Annotated in this window: 25 protein-coding genes; 16 read left to right on the top strand and 9 right to left on the bottom strand. The window is 75.1% G+C overall.

The features are described from left to right. Positions 1 to 25 precede the first annotated feature (25 nt). The 4 genes from A2CP1_RS20995 to A2CP1_RS20980 all read right to left on the bottom strand — a co-directional run bounded on the left by A2CP1_RS20995 (position 26) and on the right by A2CP1_RS20980 (position 4,639). Positions 26 to 2,347 carry a carboxypeptidase regulatory-like domain-containing protein gene (locus tag A2CP1_RS20995; protein ID WP_015935203.1) on the bottom strand — a complete coding sequence of 774 codons (2,322 nt, stop codon included), beginning with the start codon at positions 2,345 to 2,347 and terminating at the stop codon, positions 26 to 28. Positions 2,348 to 2,487: 140 nt separating this feature from the next. Continuing rightward, positions 2,488 to 3,690 (bottom strand): metallophosphoesterase, encoded by a 1,203-nt coding sequence (locus A2CP1_RS20990; RefSeq protein WP_015935202.1) that lies wholly within the window; start codon positions 3,688 to 3,690, stop codon positions 2,488 to 2,490. A 134-nt stretch (positions 3,691 to 3,824) separates the two neighbouring features. Further along, positions 3,825 to 4,205 carry a hypothetical protein gene (locus tag A2CP1_RS20985; protein WP_015935201.1) on the bottom strand — a complete coding sequence of 127 codons (381 nt, stop codon included), beginning with the start codon at positions 4,203 to 4,205 and terminating at the stop codon, positions 3,825 to 3,827. Positions 4,206 to 4,285: 80 nt separating this feature from the next. After that, entirely contained in the window at positions 4,286 to 4,639 is a 354-nt protein-coding gene (locus A2CP1_RS20980; protein WP_015935200.1) for a 4a-hydroxytetrahydrobiopterin dehydratase, read from the bottom strand. Between the two features lie 87 nt (positions 4,640 to 4,726). Here A2CP1_RS20980 and A2CP1_RS20975 point away from each other — a divergent pair, with 87 nt between their 5' ends. Beyond that, entirely contained in the window at positions 4,727 to 5,101 is a 375-nt protein-coding gene (locus A2CP1_RS20975; RefSeq protein ID WP_015935199.1) for a DUF423 domain-containing protein, read from the top strand. Positions 5,102 to 5,114: 13 nt separating this feature from the next. On the opposite strand, the gene A2CP1_RS20970 is transcribed toward A2CP1_RS20975, so the two are convergent. After that, positions 5,115 to 5,423 (bottom strand): rhodanese-like domain-containing protein, encoded by a 309-nt coding sequence (locus A2CP1_RS20970; protein ID WP_015935198.1) that lies wholly within the window; start codon positions 5,421 to 5,423, stop codon positions 5,115 to 5,117. A 61-nt stretch (positions 5,424 to 5,484) separates the two neighbouring features. Here A2CP1_RS20970 and A2CP1_RS20965 point away from each other — a divergent pair, with 61 nt between their 5' ends. From A2CP1_RS20965 to A2CP1_RS20935, 8 genes are all read left to right on the top strand, one after another. Continuing rightward, positions 5,485 to 6,798, top strand: coding sequence for a POT family MFS transporter (locus A2CP1_RS20965; RefSeq protein ID WP_015935197.1), 1,314 nt, complete (start codon positions 5,485 to 5,487; stop codon positions 6,796 to 6,798). 42 nt (positions 6,799 to 6,840) lie between these two features. Further along, on the top strand, positions 6,841 to 8,211 hold the full coding sequence (locus A2CP1_RS20960) for a POT family MFS transporter (protein WP_015935196.1): 1,371 nt from the start codon (positions 6,841 to 6,843) through the stop codon (positions 8,209 to 8,211). 128 nt (positions 8,212 to 8,339) lie between these two features. After that, a complete protein-coding gene (locus tag A2CP1_RS20955; RefSeq protein WP_015935195.1) occupies positions 8,340 to 8,843 on the top strand; it encodes a DUF4442 domain-containing protein in 504 nt (167 codons plus the stop codon). 505 nt (positions 8,844 to 9,348) lie between these two features. Beyond that, complete coding sequence (locus A2CP1_RS20950; RefSeq protein ID WP_015935194.1) at positions 9,349 to 10,425, top strand: HNH endonuclease; 1,077 nt, start codon at positions 9,349 to 9,351, stop codon at positions 10,423 to 10,425. Between the two features lie 34 nt (positions 10,426 to 10,459). Next, a complete protein-coding gene (locus A2CP1_RS20945) occupies positions 10,460 to 11,623 on the top strand; it encodes an MFS transporter (protein ID WP_015935193.1) in 1,164 nt (387 codons plus the stop codon). A 29-nt stretch (positions 11,624 to 11,652) separates the two neighbouring features. Next, on the top strand, positions 11,653 to 12,165 hold the full coding sequence (locus A2CP1_RS20940; RefSeq protein WP_015935192.1) for a hypothetical protein: 513 nt from the start codon (positions 11,653 to 11,655) through the stop codon (positions 12,163 to 12,165). Positions 12,166 to 12,210: 45 nt separating this feature from the next. After that, positions 12,211 to 12,378: a hypothetical protein gene (locus tag A2CP1_RS23535; RefSeq protein ID WP_012528087.1), complete on the top strand. Its 168-nt coding sequence runs from the start codon at positions 12,211 to 12,213 to the stop codon at positions 12,376 to 12,378. Between the two features lie 15 nt (positions 12,379 to 12,393). After that, entirely contained in the window at positions 12,394 to 13,524 is a 1,131-nt protein-coding gene (locus tag A2CP1_RS20935; RefSeq protein ID WP_015935191.1) for a hypothetical protein, read from the top strand. Positions 13,525 to 13,681: 157 nt separating this feature from the next. On the opposite strand, the gene A2CP1_RS20930 is transcribed toward A2CP1_RS20935, so the two are convergent. From A2CP1_RS20930 to A2CP1_RS20915, 4 genes are read right to left on the bottom strand one after another with little or no spacing between them, the layout of a single operon-like run. Further along, complete coding sequence (locus tag A2CP1_RS20930) at positions 13,682 to 14,221, bottom strand: hypothetical protein (protein ID WP_015935190.1); 540 nt, start codon at positions 14,219 to 14,221, stop codon at positions 13,682 to 13,684. Positions 14,222 to 14,262: 41 nt separating this feature from the next. Next, positions 14,263 to 15,426 carry a THUMP domain-containing class I SAM-dependent RNA methyltransferase gene (locus tag A2CP1_RS20925; RefSeq protein WP_015935189.1) on the bottom strand — a complete coding sequence of 388 codons (1,164 nt, stop codon included), beginning with the start codon at positions 15,424 to 15,426 and terminating at the stop codon, positions 14,263 to 14,265. An 8-nt stretch (positions 15,427 to 15,434) separates the two neighbouring features. Then, positions 15,435 to 16,388, bottom strand: coding sequence for a GGDEF domain-containing protein (locus A2CP1_RS20920; RefSeq protein WP_245529883.1), 954 nt, complete (start codon positions 16,386 to 16,388; stop codon positions 15,435 to 15,437). A 52-nt stretch (positions 16,389 to 16,440) separates the two neighbouring features. Next, positions 16,441 to 17,514, bottom strand: coding sequence for an OmpA family protein (locus A2CP1_RS20915; protein ID WP_015935187.1), 1,074 nt, complete (start codon positions 17,512 to 17,514; stop codon positions 16,441 to 16,443). A 91-nt stretch (positions 17,515 to 17,605) separates the two neighbouring features. Here A2CP1_RS20915 and A2CP1_RS20910 point away from each other — a divergent pair, with 91 nt between their 5' ends. The 7 genes from A2CP1_RS20910 to pstB all read left to right on the top strand — a co-directional run bounded on the left by A2CP1_RS20910 (position 17,606) and on the right by pstB (position 24,492). Next, a complete protein-coding gene (locus A2CP1_RS20910; protein WP_015935186.1) occupies positions 17,606 to 18,298 on the top strand; it encodes a response regulator in 693 nt (230 codons plus the stop codon). Between the two features lie 7 nt (positions 18,299 to 18,305). Next, entirely contained in the window at positions 18,306 to 19,436 is a 1,131-nt protein-coding gene (locus A2CP1_RS20905; RefSeq protein WP_015935185.1) for a sensor histidine kinase, read from the top strand. Between the two features lie 185 nt (positions 19,437 to 19,621). Beyond that, the gene (locus A2CP1_RS20900) at positions 19,622 to 20,806 is read left to right on the top strand and encodes a porin (protein ID WP_015935184.1); all 1,185 of its coding nucleotides are present in this window, start codon (positions 19,622 to 19,624) and stop codon (positions 20,804 to 20,806) included. Between the two features lie 104 nt (positions 20,807 to 20,910). After that, a complete protein-coding gene (locus tag A2CP1_RS20895) occupies positions 20,911 to 21,729 on the top strand; it encodes a phosphate ABC transporter substrate-binding protein (protein WP_015935183.1) in 819 nt (272 codons plus the stop codon). 51 nt (positions 21,730 to 21,780) lie between these two features. Beyond that, on the top strand, positions 21,781 to 22,791 hold the full coding sequence (gene pstC / locus A2CP1_RS20890) for a phosphate ABC transporter permease subunit PstC (RefSeq protein ID WP_015935182.1): 1,011 nt from the start codon (positions 21,781 to 21,783) through the stop codon (positions 22,789 to 22,791). Further along, positions 22,788 to 23,702: a phosphate ABC transporter permease PstA gene (gene pstA, locus A2CP1_RS20885; RefSeq protein WP_015935181.1), complete on the top strand. Its 915-nt coding sequence runs from the start codon at positions 22,788 to 22,790 to the stop codon at positions 23,700 to 23,702. The genes pstC and pstA overlap by 4 nt, the downstream gene beginning before the upstream one ends. Before the next feature lie 46 nt (positions 23,703 to 23,748). Then, entirely contained in the window at positions 23,749 to 24,492 is a 744-nt protein-coding gene (gene pstB, locus A2CP1_RS20880) for a phosphate ABC transporter ATP-binding protein PstB (RefSeq protein ID WP_174315319.1), read from the top strand. The last annotated feature ends 29 nt before the right edge of the window (positions 24,493 to 24,521 follow it).

Here is a 24,521-nt window from a genome sequence, read left to right as displayed (position 1 = left end):
CCTGTAACCGGCCCGGGGCCGCCCGTCACCGGCCGGCGGGGGCGCGCGCCGGCACCGCCGCCGAGACCGCGACCTCGAGGCGCCGCACCTCGCCCGCCGCGAGCCGCACCTCCGCCTCGCCGCGCCGCCCGTCCGCGGTGCGCACCGCGACGCGCAGCGGCCCGGCGGGCAGGTCGCCCAGCTCGAACCGATCCCCGGCGAAGCGGTGCACCTCGAGCGTGCGCCAGCCCTCCGGCGCCGGCTGCGAGGCGACCTCCAGCGCGAACCCCTTCACCGGCGCCCCGCCGCCGCGGACGACGCCTTCCAGCGCGGCGCCGGGCGAGAGCGTCACCGCGACCGCGCCGGCGGCCGGCAGCCGCCCGGTGAACGCGCCGCTGCGCCCGCCATTGTGCGCCCGCACCTCCACCTCGCGCCCGGCCAGGCCCATGTCGCGCCCCAGCCGCACGCGGCCGTCCTCGCCGGCCCGGGCCGCCATCGCCACCCGGGCGTCGCCGGGGCGGGCCAGCGTCACCTCCGCGCCGGCCGACGGCGCGCCGCCCGGCTCGAGCACGCGCACCTCCGGCCCCTCCTCCTCGGCGGCCGCCGTCACCCGCAGCTCGAGCCGCGTGGTGCCGCCCGGCTCCACCCGCGCGAACGTCGGCGCGGCGCGGACGTTTGTGCCGGCCGCGTCGGCCGGCGCCGCCAGGACGCGGTAGTCGCCAGCGGGCAGCAGCAGCTCGAAGTTGCCGCTCGCGTCGACGAGGGTGCGCGCCACCTGCGGTGGGCCCTGGAGCGTGGCGGCGAGGACGGCGGTCCCGAGCGGCGGGGGCTTGCCGCCCGCGGAGGCCCGACCGGCGAGCGCGCCCGGCGGGGCGAGGAAGAAGTCGGCCCGCGCCGCCCGGCCCGCCTGCACGCGCACCGCGCGCGCCGCGCCGAGCGCGGCCCCGTCCTGCACCGCGGCCAGCTCGGCGCGTCCCACCTCCACGTCCTCCAGGCGGAAGCGCCCCTCGAAGTCGGTGCGGGCCTCCCGCGGCGCGAGCGCGGCGAGGCCGTCGCCGCGCGCGCCGAGGCGCACGCGCACGCGCGCCAGCGGCCGGCCGGCCGGATCCGTCACCACGCCCTCGACCGCGCCGAGCCCCGCCAGCGCGAGGCGCAGCGGGAAGCTCCGGCCCGGCTCGAGCGTCACCGCCTCGGCCCGCCCCGGCGTGGCGCCGGGCGCGGCGGCGAGCACGTCCCAGGGCCCGGGCGCGAGCCCCTCCACGCGGAAGCGCCCGGACGCGTCGGCGGTGGCGCGCGCCAGCGCGGCCGACGCCTGGTGCGGCCGCAGCACCACCTCGGCCGCGGCGAGCGGCGCGCCGTCCGAGGCGCGCACCACCTGCCCCTCCAGCGCCGCCCCCGGCCCGAGCCGCAGGGCCAGCCCGCGCCGCGCCGTCCCCGGGCCCGCGGTCACCCGCTCCGCGAGCGCCGCGGCCTCGCCGCCACGCCCGGCCAGCAGCCGGTACTCGCCGGCTGGGACCGGGAGCTGGAAGCGCCCGTCTTCACCCACCGTCATCTCGGCCGAGTGGTCCGCCGAGGCGGCCCGCACCACCGCGCCCGCCGCCGGCCGGCCGTCGGCGCCGGTCACCGCGCCGTCGAGCAGCGCCAGCGCGTCGAGCCGCAGCTCGAGCGGCGCGGCGCGCGGCACCGCCACCCGTGGCACGAGCAGCGCGTGGAACCCGGCGCCGTCGGCGCGCACCGCGTACAGGCCCGGCGCGAGCCCGGGCACCTCGAACGCGCCGCGCCGCCCCGTCTCCACCCGGGCCAGCTCCTCCGGCGGCGCGTCCGGTGCCGCGTCGCCGAGCGCCGAGGCGAGCGGGACCAGCTCCAGGCGGGCCGGCGCGGGCCGGCCATCCGGCCCGGTCACGCGTCCCGAGAGCGCGACCGGCGGCGCGAGCGCCACGTCCGCGTGCGTGACCTCCTCGCCGCTCGGCCGGATCACTTCGGCCCGTCCGGGAGCGAGCCCCACCGCGCGCGCCGCCACCAGGTACGCGCCGGGGCGGGCCGCCAGCCGCGCCACGCCGTCCTTCCCGGCGACGCCGATCCCGGCCGCGAGCCAGGCGGGGGCGCCGTTCGCGCCGCGCGCGCGCAGGTAGGCCCGGACCTCCGCGCCCGCCTGCGGCGCGCCGCCCGCGGTCACCCGCACGTCGAGGAAGCCGTCGGAGGCGGTGGCCGGCGGCGCGGGCGGGCTCGAGGTCGCGACCGCGGCCCCGGGCGTCCCCGGGAGCGGGCTGGTGCGCCCCGCGTGCGGGAGCTGCGAGACCACGAACACGGCGGTGAGCGCCGCGGCGGCGAAGACCGCGACGACGATGGCGATGGAGCGGGCCCGCATGGCTGCCTCCTGCGAACGCCAAGGGTAAAACGGTGCTTACCGCGCGGGCAGGGCCCAAGCGGGCCACGCCGGCGTTCGCGACGCACCGTGAAACGCCCCGTCCCCCCGGGCGAGCGCTCGCCGGTGGCGTCCCGATCAGGTCAGGTCAGGACGATCTTGGCGATCTCCGGCGGCGAGCCGAGGCGCATGGGCGGGCCCCAGTACCCGGTGCCGCGCGACACGAAGATCTGCCCGCGGGCGCTCGCCTCGTCGTGCGCGTACAGCCCCTTCACGTACGGATACGCGGCCCGGACCAGCAGGTTGAACGGGAAGATCTGCCCGCCGTGGGTGTGCCCGGAGAGCTGCAGCTCCACGCCGGCGCGCACCGCCTCGCCGATGGCGCGCGGCTGGTGGGCGAGGAGCACCAGGCTGCGCTCCGGATCGCGCCCGTCCAGCGCGCGCGGCAGGTTCATGCCGTGGCCGTTCCCGAACTGGCCCGCGCTCCAGTCGTCCACGCCGGCGAGGTCGATCGACGCGCCCGCGTCGCCCACGGTCACGCGCTCGTTCCGCAGCACGCGGATCCCGAGCCGCCCCAGCTCCGCCACCCAGGCGTCCACGCCGGAGTAGTACTCGTGGTTGCCGGTGACGAAGAACACGCCGTGCCGCGCCTGCAGCCGCGACAGCTCGCCGACCGCGTGGCCCAGCTCGCGCACGCTGCCGTCCACGAGGTCGCCGGTGATGGCGATGACGTCGGGGCGGAGCGCGTTCGTCTGCTCCACCACCCGGCGCACCTCGCGCTCGCGGATGGCCGGGCCGACGTGCAGGTCGGAGATCTGCGCGATGGTCAGGCCGGACAGCGCCGGCGGCAGCCGGTCCAGCCGGACCGCGACCTCGTGGATCTCGGCCGGCCCGGTGGCGCTCCGGAACGCGAGCGCGGCCGAGCCGCCCGCCGCGACCACCGCACCGCCGGCCACCGCCCGCGCCACGAACAGCCGCCGGCCCGGGTCCGCGGGCGGATCGGGGACCTGGCGCAGCCAGTCGCCCACGAACAGCGCGAGCTGGGCGGAGAGGCGCGCGAGGTCGATGGCGGCCACGGCGCAGAACAGGATGAACGCGAGGCCGAGCCAGGTGAACGCGGCGACGGGCAGCCAGCGCGCCGCCCAGCCGGACGCGAGCCGCACCGAGAACATGCCCACCGGGATGGCGACGGCGAGCAGCGCCAGGAGCACGGTGCCGATCCGCCGCCAGGGCTCCGGCAGCGACGGGTCGCGCACCAGGCGCAGCCACAGGTAGGCGTGCATGCCGCCGAGGATGGACAGCACGACGGCGAGGAAGACGGCGAAGGAGAGGGCGGAGCGCGACACGTCTCCTGGTCTAACCGCGAACCGGCGCGGGGTCCACGGCGTCGAGACGGGGCCGCCCGCCGGCGCGGGGGCGCACGGCGGGCGGCGGGGTGCTCCGAGGTGAGCGGGTGGTGAGGGCGCGGGGAACGCGGGCCTCAACGCCAGGCGTAGCCCTCGAGCGCCTCCCAGCGGCGGTCGAGCTCGCCGCGCTCGTGCGCGTACCAGCGCTCGAACTTGCGCGCCTTCCCCGGGGGCGGGTAGCCGTTCCAGCGCGCGTAGAAGCGGTCGCGGGCGCCGTCGAGCCGCGCGTACTCGGCGCGGAGCGCGGCGCGCTCGCGGGCGCGCCAGCCGTCGTGCGGCCGCGGGCCGCGATCGTCCCAGCGATCGTCGCGCCAGCCGGCCGGCGCGGGGAGCGGCGCCGGGGCCGGGTACGTCACCACCGGCGCGTCGTGATCGCACGGCTTCGCGTGCGCGGCGGCGGGGACGGCGGCGGCGAGGGCGGCGGCGAGGGCGAGCTTGCGGGCGACGTTCGTCATGGTTCCTCCGGTGCGGTTTCCCTCCACCGGAGTGACGGCGCGCGCGCGGCGCCTATTCAGCGCGCCCGCCGAGGGCGCGCTCAGCGACGCGCGGCGGCGGCCTCGCGCAGCCGGTCCAGCTTCGCGGCCAGGATGAAGTCGTTGTCGGAGAGCCCGCCCACCGCGTGCGTCCACAGCGTCACGTCCACGGTGGAGTAGTGCACGCAGAAGTCCGGGTGGTGGCCCTCGGCCTCGGCGAGGTCCGCCATCGCGTTCACGAACTTCATGGCCGCGACGAAGTCGGCGAAGCGCAGGTGCTTGTGCAGCCGCGTCTTCCCCTCCTGCGCGTCCCACCCGTCGAGCGCGCCCAGCCCGGCGTCCACCGCGTCCGGCGCGAGCGCCGGGATGCCGCCCTCGCACGGCACGCACTTCCTCTTCGCGAAGTCCAGGTCCATGGCCGAGCGTGTGCGGGCCGCGCCGCGCCGCCGCAAGGCCAAGGCGGGACGCCCGCCCGGCCGGGCGATCGGCGATACTCCGCCGCCATGGACAGGCTCTTCCTCGCGCTCGGCGCGATCTCGGGGGCGGTGGCGGTGGCGGCGGGCGCGTTCGGCGCGCACGCGCTGAAGGCGCGGCTGGCGCCGGATCTGCTGGCCGTCTTCCAGACCGGCGCGCAGTACCAGATGTACCACGCGCTCGCCCTGCTGGCCGCGGGCTGGGCGTACGCGCGGACGCCCGGCGGCGCGGCCGCGTTCGCCGGCTGGGCGTTCCTCGCCGGGACGGTGCTGTTCTCCGGCAGCCTCTACGCGCTCGCGCTGAGCGGCGTGCGCGCGCTCGGGGCCGTCACGCCGTTCGGCGGCGTCGCGTTCATCGCCGGCTGGATCGCGCTGGGGGTGTCCGCGCTGCGCGGCGGGCGCTGAGAGCGCGCGCGGCTCAGGGCGACAGCGGGCGGCCCTCGGCGGCCCAGCCCACCACGCCGCCGTCCACGCTGAACACCTCGCTCAGGCCGGCGCTGCGGGCGATGGCGCACGCGGTCTGGCTGCGCATGCCGTGGCCGCACACGAAGATGACGCGGTCGCGCGTCAGGTGGTCGGCGGGGGCGCGGGCGAGCGCGCCGAGCGGGACGTGGCGCGCGCCGGGGATGTGTCCGCCGGCCCACTCGTGCGGCTCGCGCACGTCCACCAGGTCGTAGCCGCCCTGCGCGATGCGCTGCGCGGCCTCCTCGGTCGAGATCCGGATCATCGGCGCGCCTTTGTAACCGGGGCCCCTGCGCCGCGCAGCGTCTCGCGCGCGGCCCCCCGGCATGGCACAGTGCCCCCGCATGCCCGAGACCGCGAAGTCCCGCTTCCCGCCGTCCATCAAGTTCCTCGCCTGGAACGAGGCCGCCGAGCGGTTCTCGTACTACGGGATGGCGTCCATCCTGGTGCTGCACATGGTGCGGAACCTGGGGTTCGCCGAGAACGAGGCGGTCACCGCCTACCAGGTGTTCACCGGCGCGGTGTACCTCATGCCCATCTTCGGCGCGCTGCTCGCCGACCGGTACTGGGGCCGGTACAACACGATCCTGTGGCTGTCGCTCGGGTACGTGGCCGGGCACGCGGTGCTGGCGGTGTGGGAGAGCGCCTGGGGGCTGCTGGTCGGCCTCTCGCTCATCTCCATCGGCGCGGGCGGCCTGAAGCCCTGCGCCTCCGCCTTCGCGGGCGACCAGATCCCCGCGGAGGACAAGGGGCTGCTCGCGAGGCTGTACGACCTCTACTACTGGATGATCAACCTCGGCTCGACCGTCTCGACGATCGTCATCCCGCTCCTGCTCGACCACGTGAGCCCGCGGGTGGCGTTCGGCGTCCCGGGCGTCGCCATGGCGGCGGCGCTGCTGGTCTTCTGGCTGGGGCGCGGCCGCTACGTGCACGTGCCGCCGGCGCGCGTCGCCCCGCCCGCGGAGGACGGCGGCCCGGGCCGCGGCTCGGCGGCCGGCGCGGTGCTGCGCATCCTGGCGGTGTTCGCGCCGGTGATCGTGTTCTGGGCGCTCTTCTTCCAGTACGGGTCGTCGTGGACGCTCCAGGCCGAGCGGATGGACCGGCACGTGTTCGGCTTCCAGATCGCCGCCGGCAACGTGCAGACGCTCGACGCGGCCATGGTGCTCACGTTCATCCCGGTGTTCGCCGTCTGGGTGTTCCCGGCCCTGGAGCGCCGCGGCGTGAAGGTGACCGCGCTGCGCAAGATGACCGTCGGCATGTTCGTGACGGTGCTGTCGTTCGTGGCGGCGGCCGCGGTGGAGTCGGCGCTGCAGGGCGGGGCGGCGCTCCACGTGGCCTGGCAGATCCCGCAGTACGTGTTCCTGGTGATCGGCGAGGTGCTGGTCTCGGTCACCGCGCTCGAGTTCGCGTTCTCGCAGGCGCCGAAGCACCTGCGCAGCGTGGTGATGGGGCTCTGGTACGTGACCATCTCGGTCGGCTCCCTGCTCACCGCGCTCGTCGCCTGGCTGAACCGCTTCCAGGGCGTCGCGTACTACGCGTTCTTCGCGGCGATGATGCTCGCGGCCGCGTTCGTGTTCGCGGCGGTGGCCCGCTGGTACCGGCCGGTGGAGGCGCCGCCGGCGGCGGAGGCGGCGGCGTAGCGGTTGCCCGGCCCCGGGGCTCCCGTGGCAGACTCGCGCGCCATGTCCGCGTCCGCGCCCGAGCGCTACCCGCCGCAGGTCAAGTACATCGTCGGCAACGAGGCCTGCGAGCGCTTCTCGTTCTACGGGACGAGCTCGATCCTCACCGTCTACATGCTCCAGCACCTGCTGTACGAGGCGCAGGACGCGAAGGCCTACTACCACTACTTCGTGATGGCGACGTACCTCACGCCGCTGGTGGGCGGGTGGATCGCCGACCGGTTCCTGGGGCGCTACCGGACCATCCTCTGGATCTCGCTGTTCTACGTGCTCGGCCACGGCGTGCTCGCCGCCTGGGAGACGCGCACCGGCTTCTTCGTGGGGCTCGCGCTCATCGCCGCGGGCGCCGGCGGGATCAAGCCGTGCGTGTCGGCGTTCGTGGGCGATCAGTTCCGGCCCGAGCAGCACGGGCTGCTGCAGCGCGTGTACGGCTGGTTCTACTGGTCGATCAACCTCGGCTCGGCGAGCGCGAAGCTCCTCATCCCGCTCCTGCTCCTCACGGTCGGCCCCTCGCTGGCGTTCGCGCTGCCCGGCGTGCTCATGGCGATCGCGCTGGTGGTGTTCTGGCTCGGCCGCAAGCACTACGCGTTCGCGCCGCCCTCCGGTCCGAACCCGCACGGCCTGTTCCGCGTGGTCGGCTACGCGCTCTCGCGCCTCGGCACCGGCAAGCCCGGGCAGCACTGGCTGGACGTCGCGCGCGAGCGCCACCCGCAGGAGGCGGTGGACGGCGCGCGGGCGGTGTTCCGCATCATGGGCGTGTACGCGGCGGTGACGCTGTTCTGGGCGCTCTACGACCAGAAGGGCTCGAGCTGGGTGCTCCAGGCGAAGGACATGGACCTGCACCTCGGCACCTTCACGCTCTCGCCGGCGCAGCTCCAGGCGCTGAACCCGTTCATGGTGATGGCGCTCATCCCGCTCTTCAACTGGGTGATCTTCCCGGCGCTGGAGCGGCGCGGGATCGCCCGCACGCCGCTCTCGCGCATGACCGGCGGCATGTTCCTCACCGTGCTCTCGTTCGCGGCGGCGGCGGTGGTGCAGACGCTCATCGACGCCGGCCACGCGCCGCACGCGCTCTGGCAGCTGCCGCAGTACCTGCTGCTCACCACCGGTGAGGTGCTGGTGTCGGTCACCGGCCTCGAGTTCAGCTACACGCAGGCGCCGCGCTCCATGCGCAGCACCATCATGTCGCTCTGGTTCCTCACCATCGCGCTCGGGAACCTGCTCACCGCGCTCGTCACCGAGCTCGTGCCGCTCACCGGCGCCGCGTACTTCTGGGCGTTCGCCGCGCTCATGCTCGCCGCCGCGTTCGCGTTCCAGGCCATCGCCCGGCGCTACCGCCCGGTGGCGCTGCCGCAGGCCACCGCGGCCGAGTAGGCGCCGGCGCCGGCGCGGGCGCGTCGCCCGGGAGCCTGGCCCCCGCAGGGGCGGCGCGGCGGATCGGCTGCGCCCCCTATGATTCACGCGCTGCGTCATGGCGCGCCGAGCGCGCGGGGAGCCCGAGCATGCTGCTGAAGGAGACCGCGCTGGTCCGCCTGCTGTCGCTGAAGATCCCGGTGCTGCTGTTCCTCGGGCCGCGGGTGCTGGAGCTCGACGAGCAGGGCTGCGCGGTGAAGATCCCGCTGCGCTGGCAGTCGCGGAACCACCTCGGGTCGATGTACTTCGGCGCGCTCTGCGCCGGCGCCGACATCGCCGGCGGGCTGGTCGCGGCCCGGCTCATCTACTCGAAGCACAAGGGCGTGAACCTGATCTTCGCCGACCTGAAGGCCGACTTCCTGAAGCGCGCCGACGGCGACGTGGTGTTCCGCTCGCGGGACGGCCTCCGGGTCGCGGAGGCGGTGCGCGAGGCGGACCGGACCGGCGAGCGGGTCACGCTGCCGGTCGAGGTGGTCGCGACGGTGCCGGACAAGTACGGCGACGAGCCGGTGGCGCGGTTCACGCTGGGGCTGTCGATGAAGCGGCGGGGGGCGGGGAAGGTGGAGGAGCGGGTGAAGGTGGCGGCGGGGTAGGGGGGGTGAGGGACTTTGAGGGTGCCGCGGGGTTCTGAAGGCGCTCGTGGTGAGCTTGTCGAAGGGCGGAGGGGCTCGAGGGTGCGGGAGCTGATGCCGCTCGTGGTGAGCTTGTCGAACCACGGGCGGAGGATGGGCTTTGAGGGTGCGGGGGCGCTCCGGGGCGGGGCTGGTCGGCCGGAACCCGGGCCGGGGATCGGCTTGCGAGAGGCTCGTGGGTGGGGCGCGGGGCGCGGGGGCGCGGGGCGCGCGCGAGGGCGGTCACCGTGAGTGACTGAATGCTTGCGGCCCAACGGGCACGTTCTTCGCGCTTGACGGGGTCGAGGTGGGGAGCGGCTTGCGCGAGCGGAAACGCTGGGGCGCAGGGGTCTGGCGCGCTCGCAGGGCGCGGTTTGCGGCGCTGGGTAGCGAGCCGAGGGGTCGCGAGACCCTGGTCGCGTTCGCGCGCCTGAGACGATCCTGGTGCGTTTTACGGAAGGCGAAATGAGCGTGCGATGCTTCGTGCATGGAGAACGCAACCGAGTTCACGAAGCGTCTCGTCGAGCTGCTGCGGTCCGAGCGGCACGCGATGGTGGAGTTCCTGCTTGCGCTGGCGGAGTTCGACCGGCGGGGGCTTTGGCAGCAGCGCGGGCACACGTCGCTGTTCTCGTTCCTCCATCGGGAGCTGAAGCTCTCGGCCGGCTCCGCCCAGCTCCGGAAGACTGCCGCCGAGCTCATCCAGCGCCATCCCGCGGTGGAGGGTGCGCTCCGGGAGGGCCGCCTGTGCCTCTCGTCGGTTTGCGAGCTGGCGAAGGTGGTGACCACCGACAATTGTGCGGAGGTGCTGCCGCGCTTCTTCGGCCTGTCGAGCCGCGAAGCGGCAGCGGTCGCTGCATCCATCCGGCCAGTCGAGAACCCGCCGCGGCGCGAAGTCGTCGTGCCACTCCGGATCACGGTGCCTGCTGCGCTCCCGGCCGAGGCATTGCGTGACGCGGCCCCCGCGCCGGTTGCTCTGTTTCATGCGCATGAAACGCCACCCGTCTCCCCTTCCGCCGAGCCATCCGCGTCGATCCCGCAGGCGGCCTGTGTTGCGGTACCGGTCGCCAAGTCCAGCTCCGTCGCCTGGCTCGACTCGGACCAGGCGCGGATGCACCTCACCGTCTCCAAGGCATTCCTGAAGAAGCTCGATGCGGCGCGGGACGCGCTCTCTCACTCCATGCCCGGCGCCTCCCGCGAGAACGTCCTCGAGGCGGCGCTCGATCTGCTCATCGCCGATCGTGCGCGGCGCAAGGGGCTCACGGCGAAGCCGCAGAAGACCATCCGTCCCTCCAAGCCGGACCACATCCCGGTCCACGTCCGTCGCGAGGTCTGGGCCCGCGACGGCGGGCGGTGCACCTTCCTCCTCGCGTCGGGGGAGCGCTGCGGGTCGACGCACCGGCTCGAGCTGGACCACATCCTTCCGCGCGCGTGCGGCGGGGCCTCGACGGCGGACAACCTTCGCATCCGTTGCCGTGGCCACAACCTCGAGGAGGCGCGGCGGGTCTTCGGAGAGGCGCTCGTGGACGCGTACGCGGGGACGCACCTTGGCGGCGCCGCGCCTTGAGGCGGGCTCGCCGCCCGCGCGGTATCGTGCGCGGGTGCGACGGGAGACGGCGGCGCTCTACGCGGGGACGGTCGCGGTCTACGCGGACATGTACGTCACGCAGCCGGTGCTGCCGGTCATCTCGCGCGAGTTCGGGGTGGGGCCGGCGCGGGCGGGCCTGACGGTCTCGGCGGTCGTGCTCGCGGTGGCGGCGGCCTCCAGCTTCTACGGGCCGCTGGCGGACGCGATCGGGCGGCGTCGCGTGATGGCGGGGTCCACCGCGCTGCTCGCGCTCGCCACGCTGGCCTGCGCCTTCGCGCCCTCCTTCTCCGTGCTCCTCGTGCTCCGGGCCATGCAGGGGGTGCTGGTGCCGGGGGTCACGGCGGTCTCGGTGGCCTACGCGGGCGACCGCTTCCGGAACGCGGACCTGCCGGCGGTGGTGGGCGGGATCATCGCGGCCTCGGTGGTGGGCGGGCTGGCGGGCCGCGTGCTGTCCGGGGCCATCACGGCGAACGCGGGCTGGCGCGCGGCGTTCGTCGCGTTCGCGATCGTGACGCTCGCGGCGGCGCTCGCGCTCGCGCGCGGCCTGGCGCCGGCGACGGGTGCGCCGGTGATCGGCTGGGCCTCGGCGACGCGCGGCATGCTGGGCCACCTGCGCGATCCGCGGCTCCTCGGCGCCTACCTGGTGGGCGCCTCGCTGTTCTTCGGCTGGATCGGGATCTTCACCTACCTCCCGTACCACCTGGCCGGCGCGCCCTGGCACCTCACCACCGGGCAGATCTCGGCGGTCTACCTGGTGTACGCGGCGGGCGTGGTCGCCTCGCCGATCGCGGGGCGGCTCGCGGGGCGCATCCCGCCGCGACGGCTCATCGGCATCGGCCTGGTGGTCGAGGCGCTGGGGATGCTGGCCGCGCTGGCGGGCTCGCTCCCGCTCGCGATCGCGGGGCTGCTGGTGCTGGTGCTCGGCACCTTCACCGCGCAGGCGGTGGCGCCGGGGTTCGTGAACGTGACGGCGCGCACGGCCAAGGGCGGCGCGAGCGCGCTGTACCTCACGTTCTATTACGTGGGCGGGACGCTGGGCTCGGCGGTGCCGGGCCTGGCGCTGCACGCGGCGGGGTGGCCGGGCGTGGTCGCGACCTGCGTGGCGGGCGTGGGGGTGGGGTTCGTCGCGAACTGGCTGCTGTGCGGAAGACCCCCGCGCGGGCGCGCGCCGGTGTAGCCTCGCCCCCTTCCACGACGGGAGGACGGATGGAGCCGAAGGCGTTCGGGACGGTGCTCGCGCTGCTGGTGGATCCGGCCGGCAAGCCGGTGCGCGGCGGCGCGGTGAAGGGGCAGCTCCACGTGCTGCCGGGCGAGCTCGTGATCCTGCGGCCCCGGCGCTGGGAGGACCTCGTCCACCGCATCGCGAACATCCTCATGATCGGCTCGCTCCTCGCCGTCATCGTCAACGTCTTCACCTGGCGGAGCATGGCGGTGGTGTGGGGCGCGGTCATCGCGCAGGGCGCCTACTGGCTCGCGCTGCCGTTCCGGCGGCGGCTGCTGGAGCCGGTGCCGCTCACGGCTGCCGGCCTGGACGCGGCGCGCCGCGCGGGGCGGGTGGCGATCCGGGTGGAGGCGTCGAAGATCCTGGAGGCCCGGCCGCCCGAGCCGCCGAAGAAGGGCTTCCGGCAGCCGGCCCGCCTCGTGCTGCCGGAGGGCGCGCTGGAGATGTACCTGTCGGAGTCCACGTTCGAGGAGGTCCGGGCCGCCCTCGGGCGGTGACGCGACGCTGGACCGCCGGCGGGATCGCGTTATACCTGCGGTCGCATGCGCACCGCCCTGCTCGCCGCCCTCGCCGCCGCCTCGCTCTCGGCCGCCGTTCCGGCCGCCGCCGCCGCGCCGAAGGGCGTCATCGAAGACGACTACCCTCGCGCGCTCGCCGAGGCCAAGGCCCGGAACGTCCCGATGCTGGTGGACGTCTGGGCCCCCTGGTGACCCACCTGCCGCTTCATGCGGGCCTACGTCCTCCCGGACGCGCGGCTCCGGAAGCTCGCCGGGCGGTTCGTCCGGCTCGACATCGACACCGAGAAGCCCGGCAACGCGCCGTTCGTGGAGCAGTTCCCGATCGACGTGTGGCCCACGCTGATGATCATCGACCCGGCCACCGAGGGCGTGGTGCTCCGCTGGGCCGGCACGGCCACCGCCGCGCAGATCGAGAAGCTCGCGCTGGACGGTGAGCGCGCGCTCCGCAAGGCCCGCGCGTCCGAGGCGGACGCGGCGCTGGCCCGCGCCGATCGCCTGGCCGGCGAGCGCCGCCACGCCGACGCGGCCGCCGCCTACCAGGATGCGCTCGCGGCGGGCGGCCCGCGCTGGCCGGGCCGCGCCCGCGCCGCGGAGGCGCGGGTCCAGGCGCTCGGCCTCGCCGGCGATCCGGCGGCCTGCGCCGGCGCCGCCCGCGAGGCGCTCCCTTCGGTCCCGTCCGGCCCGGGCCGGGCCCGGGTGGCGGCGCAGGGCCTGTCCTGCGCGCTCGAGCTGGAGGACGAGGCGGCCCGGCGGGCGGCGCTCGCCGCGCTGGAGCCGGTCGCGCGCCGCGCGCTCGACGCGAAGGACGTGCTCGCCGACGACCGCTCCTGGCTCTACGACGGCCTGGCCGCCGCCCGCGACGCGGCCGGCGACGCGGCCGGCGCGAAGGCGCTGGCGCGCCGGTGGCTCGCGTTCCTCGAGCGCGAGGCCGCCCGCGCGCCCACGCCCCTCGCGCGCTCCGCGTTCGACGGCCAGCGGCTCTCGGCCGCGGTCCGCCTGGGCGAGCCGGCCCGCGCGCTCCCGGCGCTGCTCGCCTCGGAGCGCGACCTGCCCGGCGAGTACGTGCCGCCCACCAACCTGGCCGTGCTCTACCTCAAGCTCGACCGGCCCGCCGACGCGCTCGCCGCCGCCGGCCGCGCGCTGGAGCGCGCCCAGGGGCCGCGGCGCATCCGCGTGCTGGTGCTGAAGGCCGAGGCGGAGCAGACGCTCGGGGAGGACGACGCCGCGCGCGCCACCCTGCAGCGCGCGATCGCCGAGGGGCAGGCGCTGCCGGAGGGGCTCCGGCCCCACGGCCAGCTCGCCCGCGCCCGCAGCCGCCTGGCGGCGCTGCAGCACTGAGGCCCTTCGACTCGGGGCACGCCGCCGGCGTGGCCCACGCTCAGGGCGACCCTTCGACTCCGGCGGGCCTGCGGCCCGCCTACGCTCAGGGTGAGCGGATGGAGGTCGCTCATCCCGAGCGTAGCGCGGCCGAACGGCCGCGCGGAGTCGAGGGACGTCAGCCGCACGGATACAGCGACTCGGTGAGCCACCAGCGCTTGCCCTGCTTCTCGAAGCAGAACGGCGGGGCAGGGTTCACCAGGTCGCGGGCGCGGAACTCGAGGCAGGGCCGGCCCACCGGGCCGGCGCGCGGGTCGCGGCGAAAGCTGACCATCACCGCGACCTCCTTCGCCCGCGCCAGGAACGCGCGCAGGCTCGCGGGCGCGCCGCCGCCGGCGCCCTCGGGCGCGCCGAACAGCGTCTGGTGCAGCCAGCGCGACGACTCGCGCAGGTCGCGCTCCACCCGCGCGCGCGGCACCACCTGCCCGGCGCAGCGCAGCCCCTCGGCCGGCACGCGCGCCAGGACCGCGCCCACGTCGCCGGCCTCGATCTCGCGCTGGAGCGCGCCACCGATCCGAAGCAGCTCCTGCGCGATCGCCTCGCGCCGGGCGTCGAGCGTGCCCTGCCGCGAGGGTGCCACCGGCACCGGCGGCGCACCCCCCGGGCCGCCGGCGGCGAGCGCCAGCGCGAGGGCGAGGAGCGGGGCGGGGGCGGCCACGCGGGAACGTTAGGCGCGGCGTCCGGCGCTCCGCAAGGAGGTCACGGGAGCTCGTACTTCAGCAGGTGGGCCTCGAGGGGTCCGTTCCAGAGCCGGTGATCCACCGCGGGCCGGATCGGGATGGCCCGCTCGAGGAGCGGGTTGCCGGAGAGCACCACCGCGGTCCAGCCGTGGTGGCGCACCAGCATCTCGGCCAGGCCGCGGTAGAAGCCCTGCAGCTTCTTGCCCGCGACGCGCGCCTCGGCCGCGCTCGCGCCCTCGCCGCCGCCGCCCAGGCGCTCGCCGTAGGGCGGGTTGGTCACGATGGCGCCCGCGTCCGCGGACGGCTGGAGGTCGCGCGCGTCGGCCTGCGAGATCTCGAGGTCGGCCTCCACGCCCGCCGCGGCGGCGTTCAGCCGGAGCGCCTGGATCGCCTTCGGGTGCCCGTCGCGCGCCACGATCGGCGCCGGCGCCCGCGGCAGGATCTCGGCGCGCGCCGCCGCCTTCATGCGGTCCCAGGCCGACTGCGGGCCGCCCCGGTAGCTCGGCCAGCGCTGGAAGCCGAACGCGCGGTCCAGGCCGGGCGCGATGCGCCGGGCGCGCAGCGCGTGCTCGATGGCGAGCGTCCCGGAGCCGGCCATCGGGTCGGCGAAGGGGAGCGCCGGGTCGACGCCGCCGAGCAGCAGCACCGCCGCGGCCAGCGTCTCCTTGAGCGGTGCCTCGGTGGTCACCGCGCGGTAGCCGCGCCGGTGCAGCGGCGCGCCGGCGAGATCGAGCGACAGCGTGGCCTCGTCGCGGGCGAGGTGCAGCACGATCCGCACGTCCGGGTCCTTCGGGTCCACGTCCGGGCGCGCGCCGAGCCGCTCGCGCAGCACGTCCACCGCCGCGTCCTTCACCTTGAGCGCCGCGAAGCCGGAGTGCGTGATGGTGGTCGAGGAGACGGTCGCCTCCACCGCCAGCGTGGTCCGCACGTCGAGCCAGTCCTGCCACGCGACCGCGCGCGCGCCCTCGTACAGCGCCGCCGCGTCCGGGGCCGGGAAGCGCGCCAGCTCCAGCAGGACGCGCATGGCGGTCCGCGCGTGCAGGCAGGCCCGCATGCCGGCCTCCAGCGCCCCCTCGAACGAGACGCCGCCGCGATCGCCGCGGACGGCGGGGAGGCGGAGGCCGGACAGCTCGCGCCGCAGGGCACCCTCGGTGCCCTTGGCGCAGGTGGCGAAGAAGCGCATGCCCCTGTCTACCGCGGATCGGTCCCGTCCGCGGCCACCGGCGCGATCCCCCCGAACACGTCCAGGCGGATCGAGCCCTTGGCGTGCCGCTTGGCGCCGTACATGAGCTCGTCGGCGCGGGCCATCAGGTCGTCCACGTCGTCCGGCGGGGACAGGAACACCGCGGCGCCCACCGAGAAGCCCACCTTCCAGCCGCCGTGCCGCGTGACCGCGGCCTGCAGCGTCGCCAGCAGGCGTCCGAGCAGCGCATCGGCCATGGCCGCGTCGGTCTCGGGCAGCAGCAGGCCGAACTCGTCGCCGCCGAGGCGCGCCACCGCGTCCACCGCGCGCGTGCCGCCCCGCAGCGTCTGCGCCACCGTGACGAGCAGCGCGTCGCCCTCCGCGTGGCCGAGCCGGTCGTTCACCAGCTTGAAGTCGTCGCAGTCCACGTACGCCACCGTGAGCGGCCGGCCGTGGCGGCGGGCGCGCTCCAGCTCGAGCTGCGCCGCCTCGATGAACGCGCGCCGGTTCGCGATCTGCGTGAGCGCGTCGGTGCGGGCGAGCAGCTCCTGCCCCTCCAGGCGCCCCTTCAGCGCGCCGAGCACGAGCACCAGCGCGGTCGCGGTGCCGAGCAGCATGAAGCCGTTCCACACCTGGGTCCCGATCGCCAGGTCCTGCGCGGCGTGCTGCAGGCGCCACAGCACGTCCGCGCCGGTGGAGACCGCCGCGCTCGCCACCGCCAGCGCCGCGCCCCAGCGCAGCGAGACGAACCAGGTCCCGAAGCCGATGGGCACCAGGTAGAAGAGGATGAGCGAGACGTCGCTGCGGGTGAGCGAGTCCACCGCGCCCACCGAGAGGATGGTGGCGAACGCGCCCAGCAGCCACGCCAGCGGCGTGGACGCGAACGCGGAGCGCACCGCCGCATCCTGCGGCGGCGCGAGCGCCATCACCGCTGGCGTCCGGCCCGGCTGACTGGCTTCCACGCGTCCGATGCTACCTCCCCCGCAGCCAAGGGACGACCGGCTGCGCCCGCCGTCACGGCTCGGCGTGCCCCACGATCTCGAGACGCCGGTTCGCGGTACGTCCACGAACGGTGAAGTTGGGGAGGAGCGGGCGCTCCCCGCCGCATCCGACCCCGGAGAGACGTCGTTCGGCCACGCCCAGCTCGCGCAGGCGCCCGACGGCCGCGTCGGCCATGGCCTGCGAGAGGCGCTGGTCGGCCTGCGCGTCGGGCGTGGCGTCCACGAACGCCTCGACCCGGACCGCCACACCCGGCGCGGCGGCGAGCGCGAGCACGAGGTCGGCCAGGCCGCCGTCGCGCTGGAGCTCCGCGGTCCGTCCGGCGAAGGAGGCGTCCTCGAGCAGGAAGCGCTCCCCTGCGGCAAGTCGCCGCGCCCAGTCCGCCTGCCGCGGCGTGCGCGTGCCCGCCGGCTCCGCCGCGGGCCCGGGCGCCGCCGGCATCGCCGCGGCGGCGACCGGCACCACCACGGCGGCCGGCGCCGGCGCGGGCTGGCGGCGCACCTCGGCCATCGCCACGCCGCGAAGCGCGCCGAGGCGGGCCGGGTCGAAGCAGCGGCGCCCCGAGGCGTCCCCGAGGCGCGCCAGCGCCGGGCGCGCCGCGGCGAGGGCGCGCCGGATGGCGTCCTCGGGCGCCTCGCCGGCGGCGGGGCGGACCGGGACCGTCTCGGCCACCAGCAGCTCGCGGCGGCCGGCGTCGACCACGCGCAGCGACACGAGCAGGGTGGGCGCGGCCGCGTCGCGCGAGCGGCCCTCCACCGTGCCGTAGACCGCCGCGTCCGCGCCGGTCAGCTCGGCGAGCTCGAGCGCGAGCGAGGGGGAGACGCCCTCCGGAAGCTCGAGCGGCGTCTCGCGGAACAGCGCGCGCAGGTCGTCGTCGGCGAGCGCGGCGGTCCGGGCGGGATCGAGCGCGGCCCGCACCGCGGCGGTGGCCGCCTCGCCGGCGTGCGGCGCGTCGCTGGCGTTCTCGAACGGCGCCAGGAGCAGGCAGCGGCTCGGCCCGGCGTCCGCGGCGCCCAGCGCGGACGGGGGCCGCGCGCCGGCGGCGCAGGCGAGGGCGGGCAGGAGCAGGGCTGCGGCGGCCGGGCGCATCCCGCCATCCTACCCCCGCCGGCGTCGACTTCACCTTTCCGTGGCACGGCCGCCACGCGCCCGTCACCCGGCCCTGCGTTAAGGTGTGGGCGTGACGTCCGTTCTCTTGGTGGACGACGAGCGAGACCTGCTCTCGCTCCTCGACTTCAACCTGCGCGCGTCCGGGTTCGAGACGCTGCTCGCCACCACCGGCGAGCAGGCGCTCTCGCACCTCCGCCGCCGCGTGCCGGACCTCGTCCTGCTCGACGTCATGCTGCCCGACGTCTCGGGGACGGAGGTGTGCCGGCAGATCAAGTCCGACCCCCGCACCCGGCACGTCCCGGTGGTGATGCTCACCGCCAAGGGCGACGAGGTGGACCGGGTGGTCGGCTTCGAGCTGGGCGCCGACGACTACGTGACCAAGCCGTTCAGCGTGCGCGAGCTGGTGCTCCGGCTGAAGGCGGTGCTCCGCCGTGCCGGCGCGCGCCCGTCGGAGCGCCCGCCGGAGTCGGTCGGGCCCATCCGCGTGGACGTGGAGTCCCACCGCGTCTACGTGGACGGCGCGGAGGTGGTGCTCACGCCGCTCGAGTTCAAGCTGCTCACCACGCTCATGTCGCGGCTGGGCCGGGTGCAGTCGCGCGATCAGCTCCTCGAGGACGTGTGGGAGATGTCCGCCGAGGTCGAGACGCGCACGGTGGACACGCACGTGAAGCGGCTCCGTGAGAAGCTGGGGTCGGGACGGGACCTGCTGGAGACGGTGCGGGGGATCGGCTATCGCCTCGTGGATCCGAGCGAGAAGCGCTGAGGGCGGCGTGCTGTCGAGATCGCCCCTGGCGGCCGCGATCCGCGCGCTGCGGGCGGAGCTGTCGGGCGGGCCGCCCGCCGACCTGGGGCGCGACGTGCGCGAGCTGGAGGAGCTGCTCGCCGAGCGCGAGCGCCGGCGCTTCTCCGCGCTGCGCGTGCCGGCCGAGCAGGAGCTGCTCGCCGCGCTGCCGGACGCCGCCGCGCTCATCTCGCGCGACGGCTGGGTGCGCGCCTCGAACGCCGCCTTCGACACGCTGGCCGCGAGCGGGCGCGCCGCGGGCCTGACGCCGCTCGAGATCACCCGCAGCGCGGAGCTGTCGGAAGCCGTGAAGCGCGCGCTGGAGGGCACCGCGCGCCGGCTGGAGCTGCCCATCCAGCGCCGCACCTACCTCGCCGCGCTCTCGCCGCTGCTGCGCGGCGAGGTGCTGGTGCTGCTCCGGGACGTCACCGATGCCCGGCGGGCCGAGGCGACGCGCCGCGACTTCGTGGCGAACGCCAGCCACGAGCTGCGCACGCCCATCGCCGCGATCCGGGCGGCGGCGGAGACGCTGCTCTCCGGCGCGGTGGAGGACCCCGCCGCGGGGCGCGCGTTCGTGGAGATCGTGGCGCGCCACGCCGAGCGGCTCTCGCGGCTCACCCAGGACCTGCTCGACCTCTCGCGCATCGAGTCGCGCCAGTGGACGTTCGAGCTGGCGCCGGTGGGGGTGGGGGCGCTGGCGCGGCAGGTGCTGGAGCTGTTCGCGTCGGCCGCGCGCGCGAAGGGGCTCGCGCTCCGCGCCGAGGTCCCGGCCGGCGCCGTCGTCCGCGCCGACGGCCGCGCGCTCGAGCAGGTGCTCGTGAACCTGGTGGACAACGCGGTGAAGTACACCGCCGCCGGGTCGGTGACCGTGTCGGCGGCGCGCGACGGCGACGCCTGGGTGGTGTCCGTCGCCGACACCGGCCCCGGCATCGAGCGCCACCACCTGCCGCGGCTGTTCGAGCGCTTCTACCGGGTGGACTCGGGCCGATCGCGTGACCAGGGCGGCACCGGCCTCGGCCTCGCCATCGTGAAGCACCTGGTCCAGGGCATGGGCGGCGAGGTCGGCGTCGAGAGCGGCGCCGGCGGCACCCGGCTCTGGGCCCGCCTGCCGGCGGCGTGACCGCCGCGGCGCCTCCGGCGCGCCCCGGTCACCCGCCGCTCGCGCGTTCGTCACGCATCGTTCACCGAACGTGACCGCTTCACGCAAGCGTCACCCCGGCGCCGTGGGCGCGCCACGCCGGCTTCCTACAAAGCCCCCGAACCGAGCATCCGCTCGTCGTCCAACACGACAGGGGCAAGGAACCCATGAACCGTCTCATCGCCGCCATCCTCGCCGTCGGGCTCGCGCCCGCGGCGCTGGCGCAGGAGGCCGCCGCGCCGGCGTCCTCCGCGCCCGCGGAATCCTCCGAGGTCGACACCGCCGCGCTCAAGGGCCAGGTGGACGCCCTCGCCGAGCAGCTCGCCGAGATGAAGACCGACGTCTCCGGCCTGAAGAAGCTCAAGTTCTCCGGCTACGTCCAGCCGCGGTTCGGCTGGCTCGAGGCCGCGAAGTACGAGAAGGGCGCGCCCCAGCGCGACGGCTTCTACGTCCGCCGCGGCCGCTTCAAGGCCGTCTACGACACCGACCTCGCGCAGTACGTTATCCAGCTCGATGCCACGCCCTCCGGCGTGGGCCTCAAGGAGGCGTACGCCTCGTTCAAGCTGCCCTTCCTGAAGGGCTTCGCGATCGACGCCGGCCTCCAGCTCATGCCGTTCGGCTACGACGTCGGCATCCGCTCCTCCTCCGACCTCGACCTGCTCGAGCGCGCCATGTTCGCCGGCCACTTCCTGAAGGGCGAGTACGACCTCGGCGTCGCCCTCCGCGGCGCCTACGGCCCGGTGAACTTCAAGGTGGGCGTGTTCAACGGCAACGGCGTGGACGGCGCGGCCGGCAAGGACAACGACCAGCGCAAGGACGTGATCGGCCGCCTCGGCGTCGACCTCGGCATGATCACCGGCGGCGTGTCCGGCTGGTACGGCAAGACCATCGACTACACCTCGGCCACCAACGAGACCTACGATCGCGTGCGCCTCGGCGCCGACCTGCAGCTCTACCTCGACCTGCTCCCGGTCGGTGGCACCGCGCTGAAGGGCGAGTACGTGTGGGGCAAGACCGCCATCGGCACCGGCGCGGGCGGCGCCGGCGACAGCCTGGGGCTCATCGGCTACGGCTGGGACGTCATCCTCACCCAGAACGTCGGGCCCTGGAACCAGGTGGCCGTCCGCTACGACACGTTCAACCCGAACGTGAAGCTCGACCGCAACCTCGCGGCCAACCAGGGGAAGGTCTTCATCACCGACGAGGTCTCGGCGGCGCTGCACACCATCCTCAGCAGCAACCTGAAGCTGTCGGTCGCCTACTACCACCCGATGAACCGGGAGAAGGGCGACACGGCGCCATCCGACCCGAAGAAGGACAGCTTCGTCGCGCAGCTCCAGGCGAAGTTCTAGGCGTCCGGCGGCCCGGTGACGGGTTCACGCGGTCGTCACGCGACCGTCACCGGTCCTCCCTCGTCGAGATCTAGATCGCAGCCAACCGAGAAGGAGAGAACTCCATGAAGCGCATGCTGCTCGCCCTCGCCGCGCTCGCCGCGGCGGTTCCGGCCCTCGCCTCCGCCGCCGTGACCGTGAAGGGCTCCGACACGATGGTGATCCTCGCCCAGCGCTGGGCCGAGGACTACATGAACAAGAACCCCGGCAAGAAGGTGCAGGTCACCGGCGGCGGCTCCGGCACCGGGATCGCCGCGCTCATCAACGGCACCACCGACATCGCGAACGCCTCGCGCTCGATGAAGTCGGACGAGAAGGGCAAGGTGCGCGAGCGCTACAGCGTCCTCCCCACCGAGATCCCGGTCGCGCAGGACGGCGTCGCGCTGTACGTGAACGAGTCGAACCCGGTGAGCCAGCTCACCATCGACCAGCTCCACCAGATCTACGTGGGCGACGTCACCAACTGGAAGCAGGTGGGCGGGCCCGACCAGCGCATCGTCCTCTACTCCCGCGAGAACTCCTCCGGCACCTACGTGTTCTTCAAGGAGCACGTGCTGAAGGGCGACGACTACGCCCCGGCCGCGCAGACGCTCCCCGGCACGGCCGCGGTGGTGAACGCGGTCGCGAAGGAGAAGGGCGGCATCGGGTACGGCGGCGCCGCCTACGCCAAGGGGGTGAAGGAGGTGAAGGTGGTGGGCGCCGACGGCCAGGCGTACGCGCCCAGCGCCGAGAACGTGAAGAGCGGGAAGTACCCGCTGGCCCGCCCGCTGTTCATGTACACGCGCGCCAAGCCGGCCGGCGAGGTGAAGGCGTTCATCGACTACTGCCTCTCGCCCGAGGGCCAGCAGCTCGTCACCAAGGTCGGCTACTTCCCGATCAAGTAGGGGCGTCGTCACCGTCCCGTCACACGGCCGCCACGTCCGCGCAATCGAGCCATGGCTGAATCCGCGTCCGTGCCGGCCATCGCACCGCTCCGGAGGGGGGAGGACCGCCCTCTCCCCTCCATCCGGCGGCGGCAGCTCCGCGAGGCGGCGATCCGGGGGATCATCACCCTGATCGCGCTCACGGGGATCGCCGCCGTCGTCCTCATCTTCGTGTTCGTGGCGCGCGAGGCGCTGCCGCTGCTCACCGACCCCGAGGTCCGGGGCGAGGCGAGCTTCGGCAAGATGTTCCTCCCGCAGGTGCTCCGCCCCAGCCGGCCGCCCGGCTACATGTGGCAGCCGGTGAGCGGGGTGCCGAAGTACTCGATGATCCCGCTGTTCGTCGGCACGCTGAAGGTGACGGCGGTGTCCATGCTGGTCTCGGTCCCGGTCGGCATCGCGGCGGCGCTCTACGCCTCGGAGTTCGCGCCGCGCCGGCTGCGCGAGGTGCTGAAGCCGGTCATCGAGCTGCTCGCCGGCATCCCCTCGGTCGTGCTCGGCTTCTTCGCCCTGATGGTGATGGCGACCTGGCTGCAGTCCGCGTTCGGCTTCACGTTCCGGCTGAACGCGGTGGTGGCCGGGCTCGGGCTGGCGCTGACGGTCATCCCGGTCATCTTCACGGTGAGCGAGGACGCGCTCCAGGCGGTGCCTCGCGCCTACCGCGAGGCCTCGCTGGCGCTCGGCGCCACGCGCTGGGAGACGGCGTTCCGGGTGATCCTGCCCGCGGCCGCCCCGGGGGTCCTCGCCGGCGTGGTCCTCGGCTTCGGCCGCTCCATCGGCGAGACCATGATCGTGCTGATGGCCTCCGGCAACGCGGCCATCACCTCCTGGAGCCTGGGCGACTCGGTGCGCACGCTCCCCGCCACCATCGCCGCGGAGATGGGCGAGGTGGTGTTCGGGGGCGCGCACTACTCGGTGCTGTTCTTCATCGGCGTCGAGCTCTTCCTGTTCACCTTCGTGCTGAACGCGCTCGCCGCCGCCTTCGTGAAGCGCCTGGTGCGCCGCATGTCCGGAGGGGCGGCGTGACCGTCCGCCGCCGCAAGGCCGTCGGGGGCGCGCTGGCGCTCCTCACCGGGGCCGCCGCCTTCCTGGTGGTCGCCATGCTGGGCGTCATCCTGTGGGACGTCGTCCGCGGCGGCGCCGCCCGCGTCTCCTGGGAGTTCCTCACCGCCGCGCCGGAGGAGGGGATGACCGGCGGCGGCATCTTCCCGGCGATCTACGGCACCGCCGTCATGACGCTGCTCATGACGGTCGCGGTGCTCCCGGTGGGCGTCGCGACCGCCGTCTACCTCCACGAGTACGCGCCGCCCCGCTCGGGCCTGGCCGGCGCGGTGCGCGTCGCGGTGACGAACCTGGCCGGCGTCCCGTCCATCGTGTTCGGCCTGTTCGGCCTGGGCTTCTTCATCCAGTTCGTGGGCCGCGGCCTGGATCGCGCGCTCTCCGAGCCCGGCACGCTGCACTACGGGCAGCCCGCGCTGATCTGGGCCTCGCTCACGCTCGCGGTGCTCACGCTCCCGGTGGTGATCGTCTCCACCGAGGAGGCGCTCCGCGCCGTCCCCCGCGAGCTGCGCGACGCCAGCCTCGCGCTCGGCGCCACCCAGTCGCAGACGCTCGCGCGCGTGGTGCTGCCCGGCGCGCTCCCCGGCATCCTCACGGGCGCCATCCTGGCGGTGGCGCGCGGCGCGGGCGAGGTCGCGCCCATCCTGTTCACCGGCGTCGCCTACTTCCTGCCCGACCTCCCCGGCTCGCCGTTCTCGCAGTTCATGCACCTCGGCTACCACGTCTACGTGCTCGCCACGCAGTCGCCCGACGTGGAGGCGACGCGGCCGCTGCTGTACGCGACCGTGCTCGTCCTGCTGGCCCTCACCTTCGCGCTGAACCTGGTCGCGATCGCCATCCGCACCCGCACGCGCCGCCGCGCCGCCGCCGGTCACTGACATGAGCCTCCCCGCCCCCGCCCCCGCCGCCGCCCCGGTCCCCAAGATGGAGGCCCGCCACCTCTCCGTGCGCTACGGCGAGAAGCTGGCGGTGAAGGACATCTCGCTCGCGCTCCCGGAGCGGCAGGTGACCGCCCTCATCGGCCCGTCCGGCTGCGGCAAGTCCACCTTCCTGCGCGCCCTGAACCGCATGAACGACCTCATTCCCGGCGCGCGCGCCGAGGGCGAGATCCTGCTCGACGGCGCGAGCGTGTTCGACCGGCACATCGACGCGGTCGAGCTGCGCCGCCGGGTCGGCATGGTGTTCCAGAAGTCGAACCCGTTCCCGAAGTCGATCTTCGAGAACGTCGCCTACGGGCTGCGGGTGAGCGGCCTGAAGGACCGCGCCGCCCTCGCCGAGCGGGTGGAGCGATCGCTCGTGAACGCCGCGCTGTGGGACGAGGTCAAGGACCGGCTGGGCGAGAGCGCGCTCGGCCTCTCCGGCGGCCAGCAGCAGCGCCTCTGCATCGCCCGGGCGCTGGCGGTCGAGCCGGAGGTGGTGCTGATGGACGAGCCGGCCAGCGCGCTCGACCCCATCGCGACGGCCAAGATCGAGGACCTCATCCACCACCTGAAGGCGCGCTACACCATCGCGATCGTCACCCACAACATGCAGCAGGCGGCCCGCGTCTCCGACCAGACCGCGTTCTTCTACATGGGTGATCTCGTCGAGGTGGGGCCGACCGAGCAGATCTTCACCAACCCCCGCGAGCAGCGCACCGAGGACTACGTCACCGGGAAGTTCGGGTAGGCGGATCGGGTAAGCTCCGGGACGGGGAC

Source organism: Anaeromyxobacter dehalogenans 2CP-1 (genome assembly GCF_000022145.1).
GTDB lineage: Bacteria > Myxococcota > Myxococcia > Myxococcales > Anaeromyxobacteraceae > Anaeromyxobacter > Anaeromyxobacter dehalogenans.
The sequence above is the reverse complement of the archived record's forward strand: the minus strand, read 5'-3'. Positions and strand labels throughout refer to the sequence as shown.

Excerpts from the sequence above, each read along its gene's own strand:
- A2CP1_RS20995 (WP_015935203.1), bottom strand. The coding sequence starts at position 2,347 with ATGCGGGCCCGCTCCATCGCCATCGTCGTCGCGGTCTTCGCCGCCGCG.
- A2CP1_RS20985 (WP_015935201.1), bottom strand. The coding sequence starts at position 4,205 with ATGACGAACGTCGCCCGCAAGCTCGCCCTCGCCGCCGCCCTCGCCGCC.
- A2CP1_RS20980 (WP_015935200.1), bottom strand. The coding sequence starts at position 4,639 with ATGGACCTGGACTTCGCGAAGAGGAAGTGCGTGCCGTGCGAGGGCGGC.
- A2CP1_RS20975 (WP_015935199.1), top strand. The coding sequence starts at position 4,727 with ATGGACAGGCTCTTCCTCGCGCTCGGCGCGATCTCGGGGGCGGTGGCG.
- A2CP1_RS20970 (WP_015935198.1), bottom strand. The coding sequence starts at position 5,423 with ATGATCCGGATCTCGACCGAGGAGGCCGCGCAGCGCATCGCGCAGGGC.
- A2CP1_RS20965 (WP_015935197.1), top strand. The coding sequence starts at position 5,485 with ATGGCACAGTGCCCCCGCATGCCCGAGACCGCGAAGTCCCGCTTCCCG.
- A2CP1_RS20960 (WP_015935196.1), top strand. The coding sequence starts at position 6,841 with ATGTCCGCGTCCGCGCCCGAGCGCTACCCGCCGCAGGTCAAGTACATC.
- A2CP1_RS20955 (WP_015935195.1), top strand. The coding sequence starts at position 8,340 with ATGCTGCTGAAGGAGACCGCGCTGGTCCGCCTGCTGTCGCTGAAGATC.
- A2CP1_RS20950 (WP_015935194.1), top strand. The coding sequence starts at position 9,349 with ATGGAGAACGCAACCGAGTTCACGAAGCGTCTCGTCGAGCTGCTGCGG.
- A2CP1_RS20940 (WP_015935192.1), top strand. The coding sequence starts at position 11,653 with ATGGAGCCGAAGGCGTTCGGGACGGTGCTCGCGCTGCTGGTGGATCCG.
- A2CP1_RS23535 (WP_012528087.1), top strand. The coding sequence starts at position 12,211 with ATGCGCACCGCCCTGCTCGCCGCCCTCGCCGCCGCCTCGCTCTCGGCC.
- A2CP1_RS20935 (WP_015935191.1), top strand. The coding sequence starts at position 12,394 with ATGCGGGCCTACGTCCTCCCGGACGCGCGGCTCCGGAAGCTCGCCGGG.
- A2CP1_RS20925 (WP_015935189.1), bottom strand. The coding sequence starts at position 15,426 with ATGCGCTTCTTCGCCACCTGCGCCAAGGGCACCGAGGGTGCCCTGCGG.
- A2CP1_RS20915 (WP_015935187.1), bottom strand. The coding sequence starts at position 17,514 with ATGCGCCCGGCCGCCGCAGCCCTGCTCCTGCCCGCCCTCGCCTGCGCC.
- A2CP1_RS20900 (WP_015935184.1), top strand. The coding sequence starts at position 19,622 with ATGAACCGTCTCATCGCCGCCATCCTCGCCGTCGGGCTCGCGCCCGCG.
- A2CP1_RS20895 (WP_015935183.1), top strand. The coding sequence starts at position 20,911 with ATGAAGCGCATGCTGCTCGCCCTCGCCGCGCTCGCCGCGGCGGTTCCG.
- pstC (WP_015935182.1), top strand. The coding sequence starts at position 21,781 with ATGGCTGAATCCGCGTCCGTGCCGGCCATCGCACCGCTCCGGAGGGGG.
- pstB (WP_174315319.1), top strand. The coding sequence starts at position 23,749 with ATGGAGGCCCGCCACCTCTCCGTGCGCTACGGCGAGAAGCTGGCGGTG.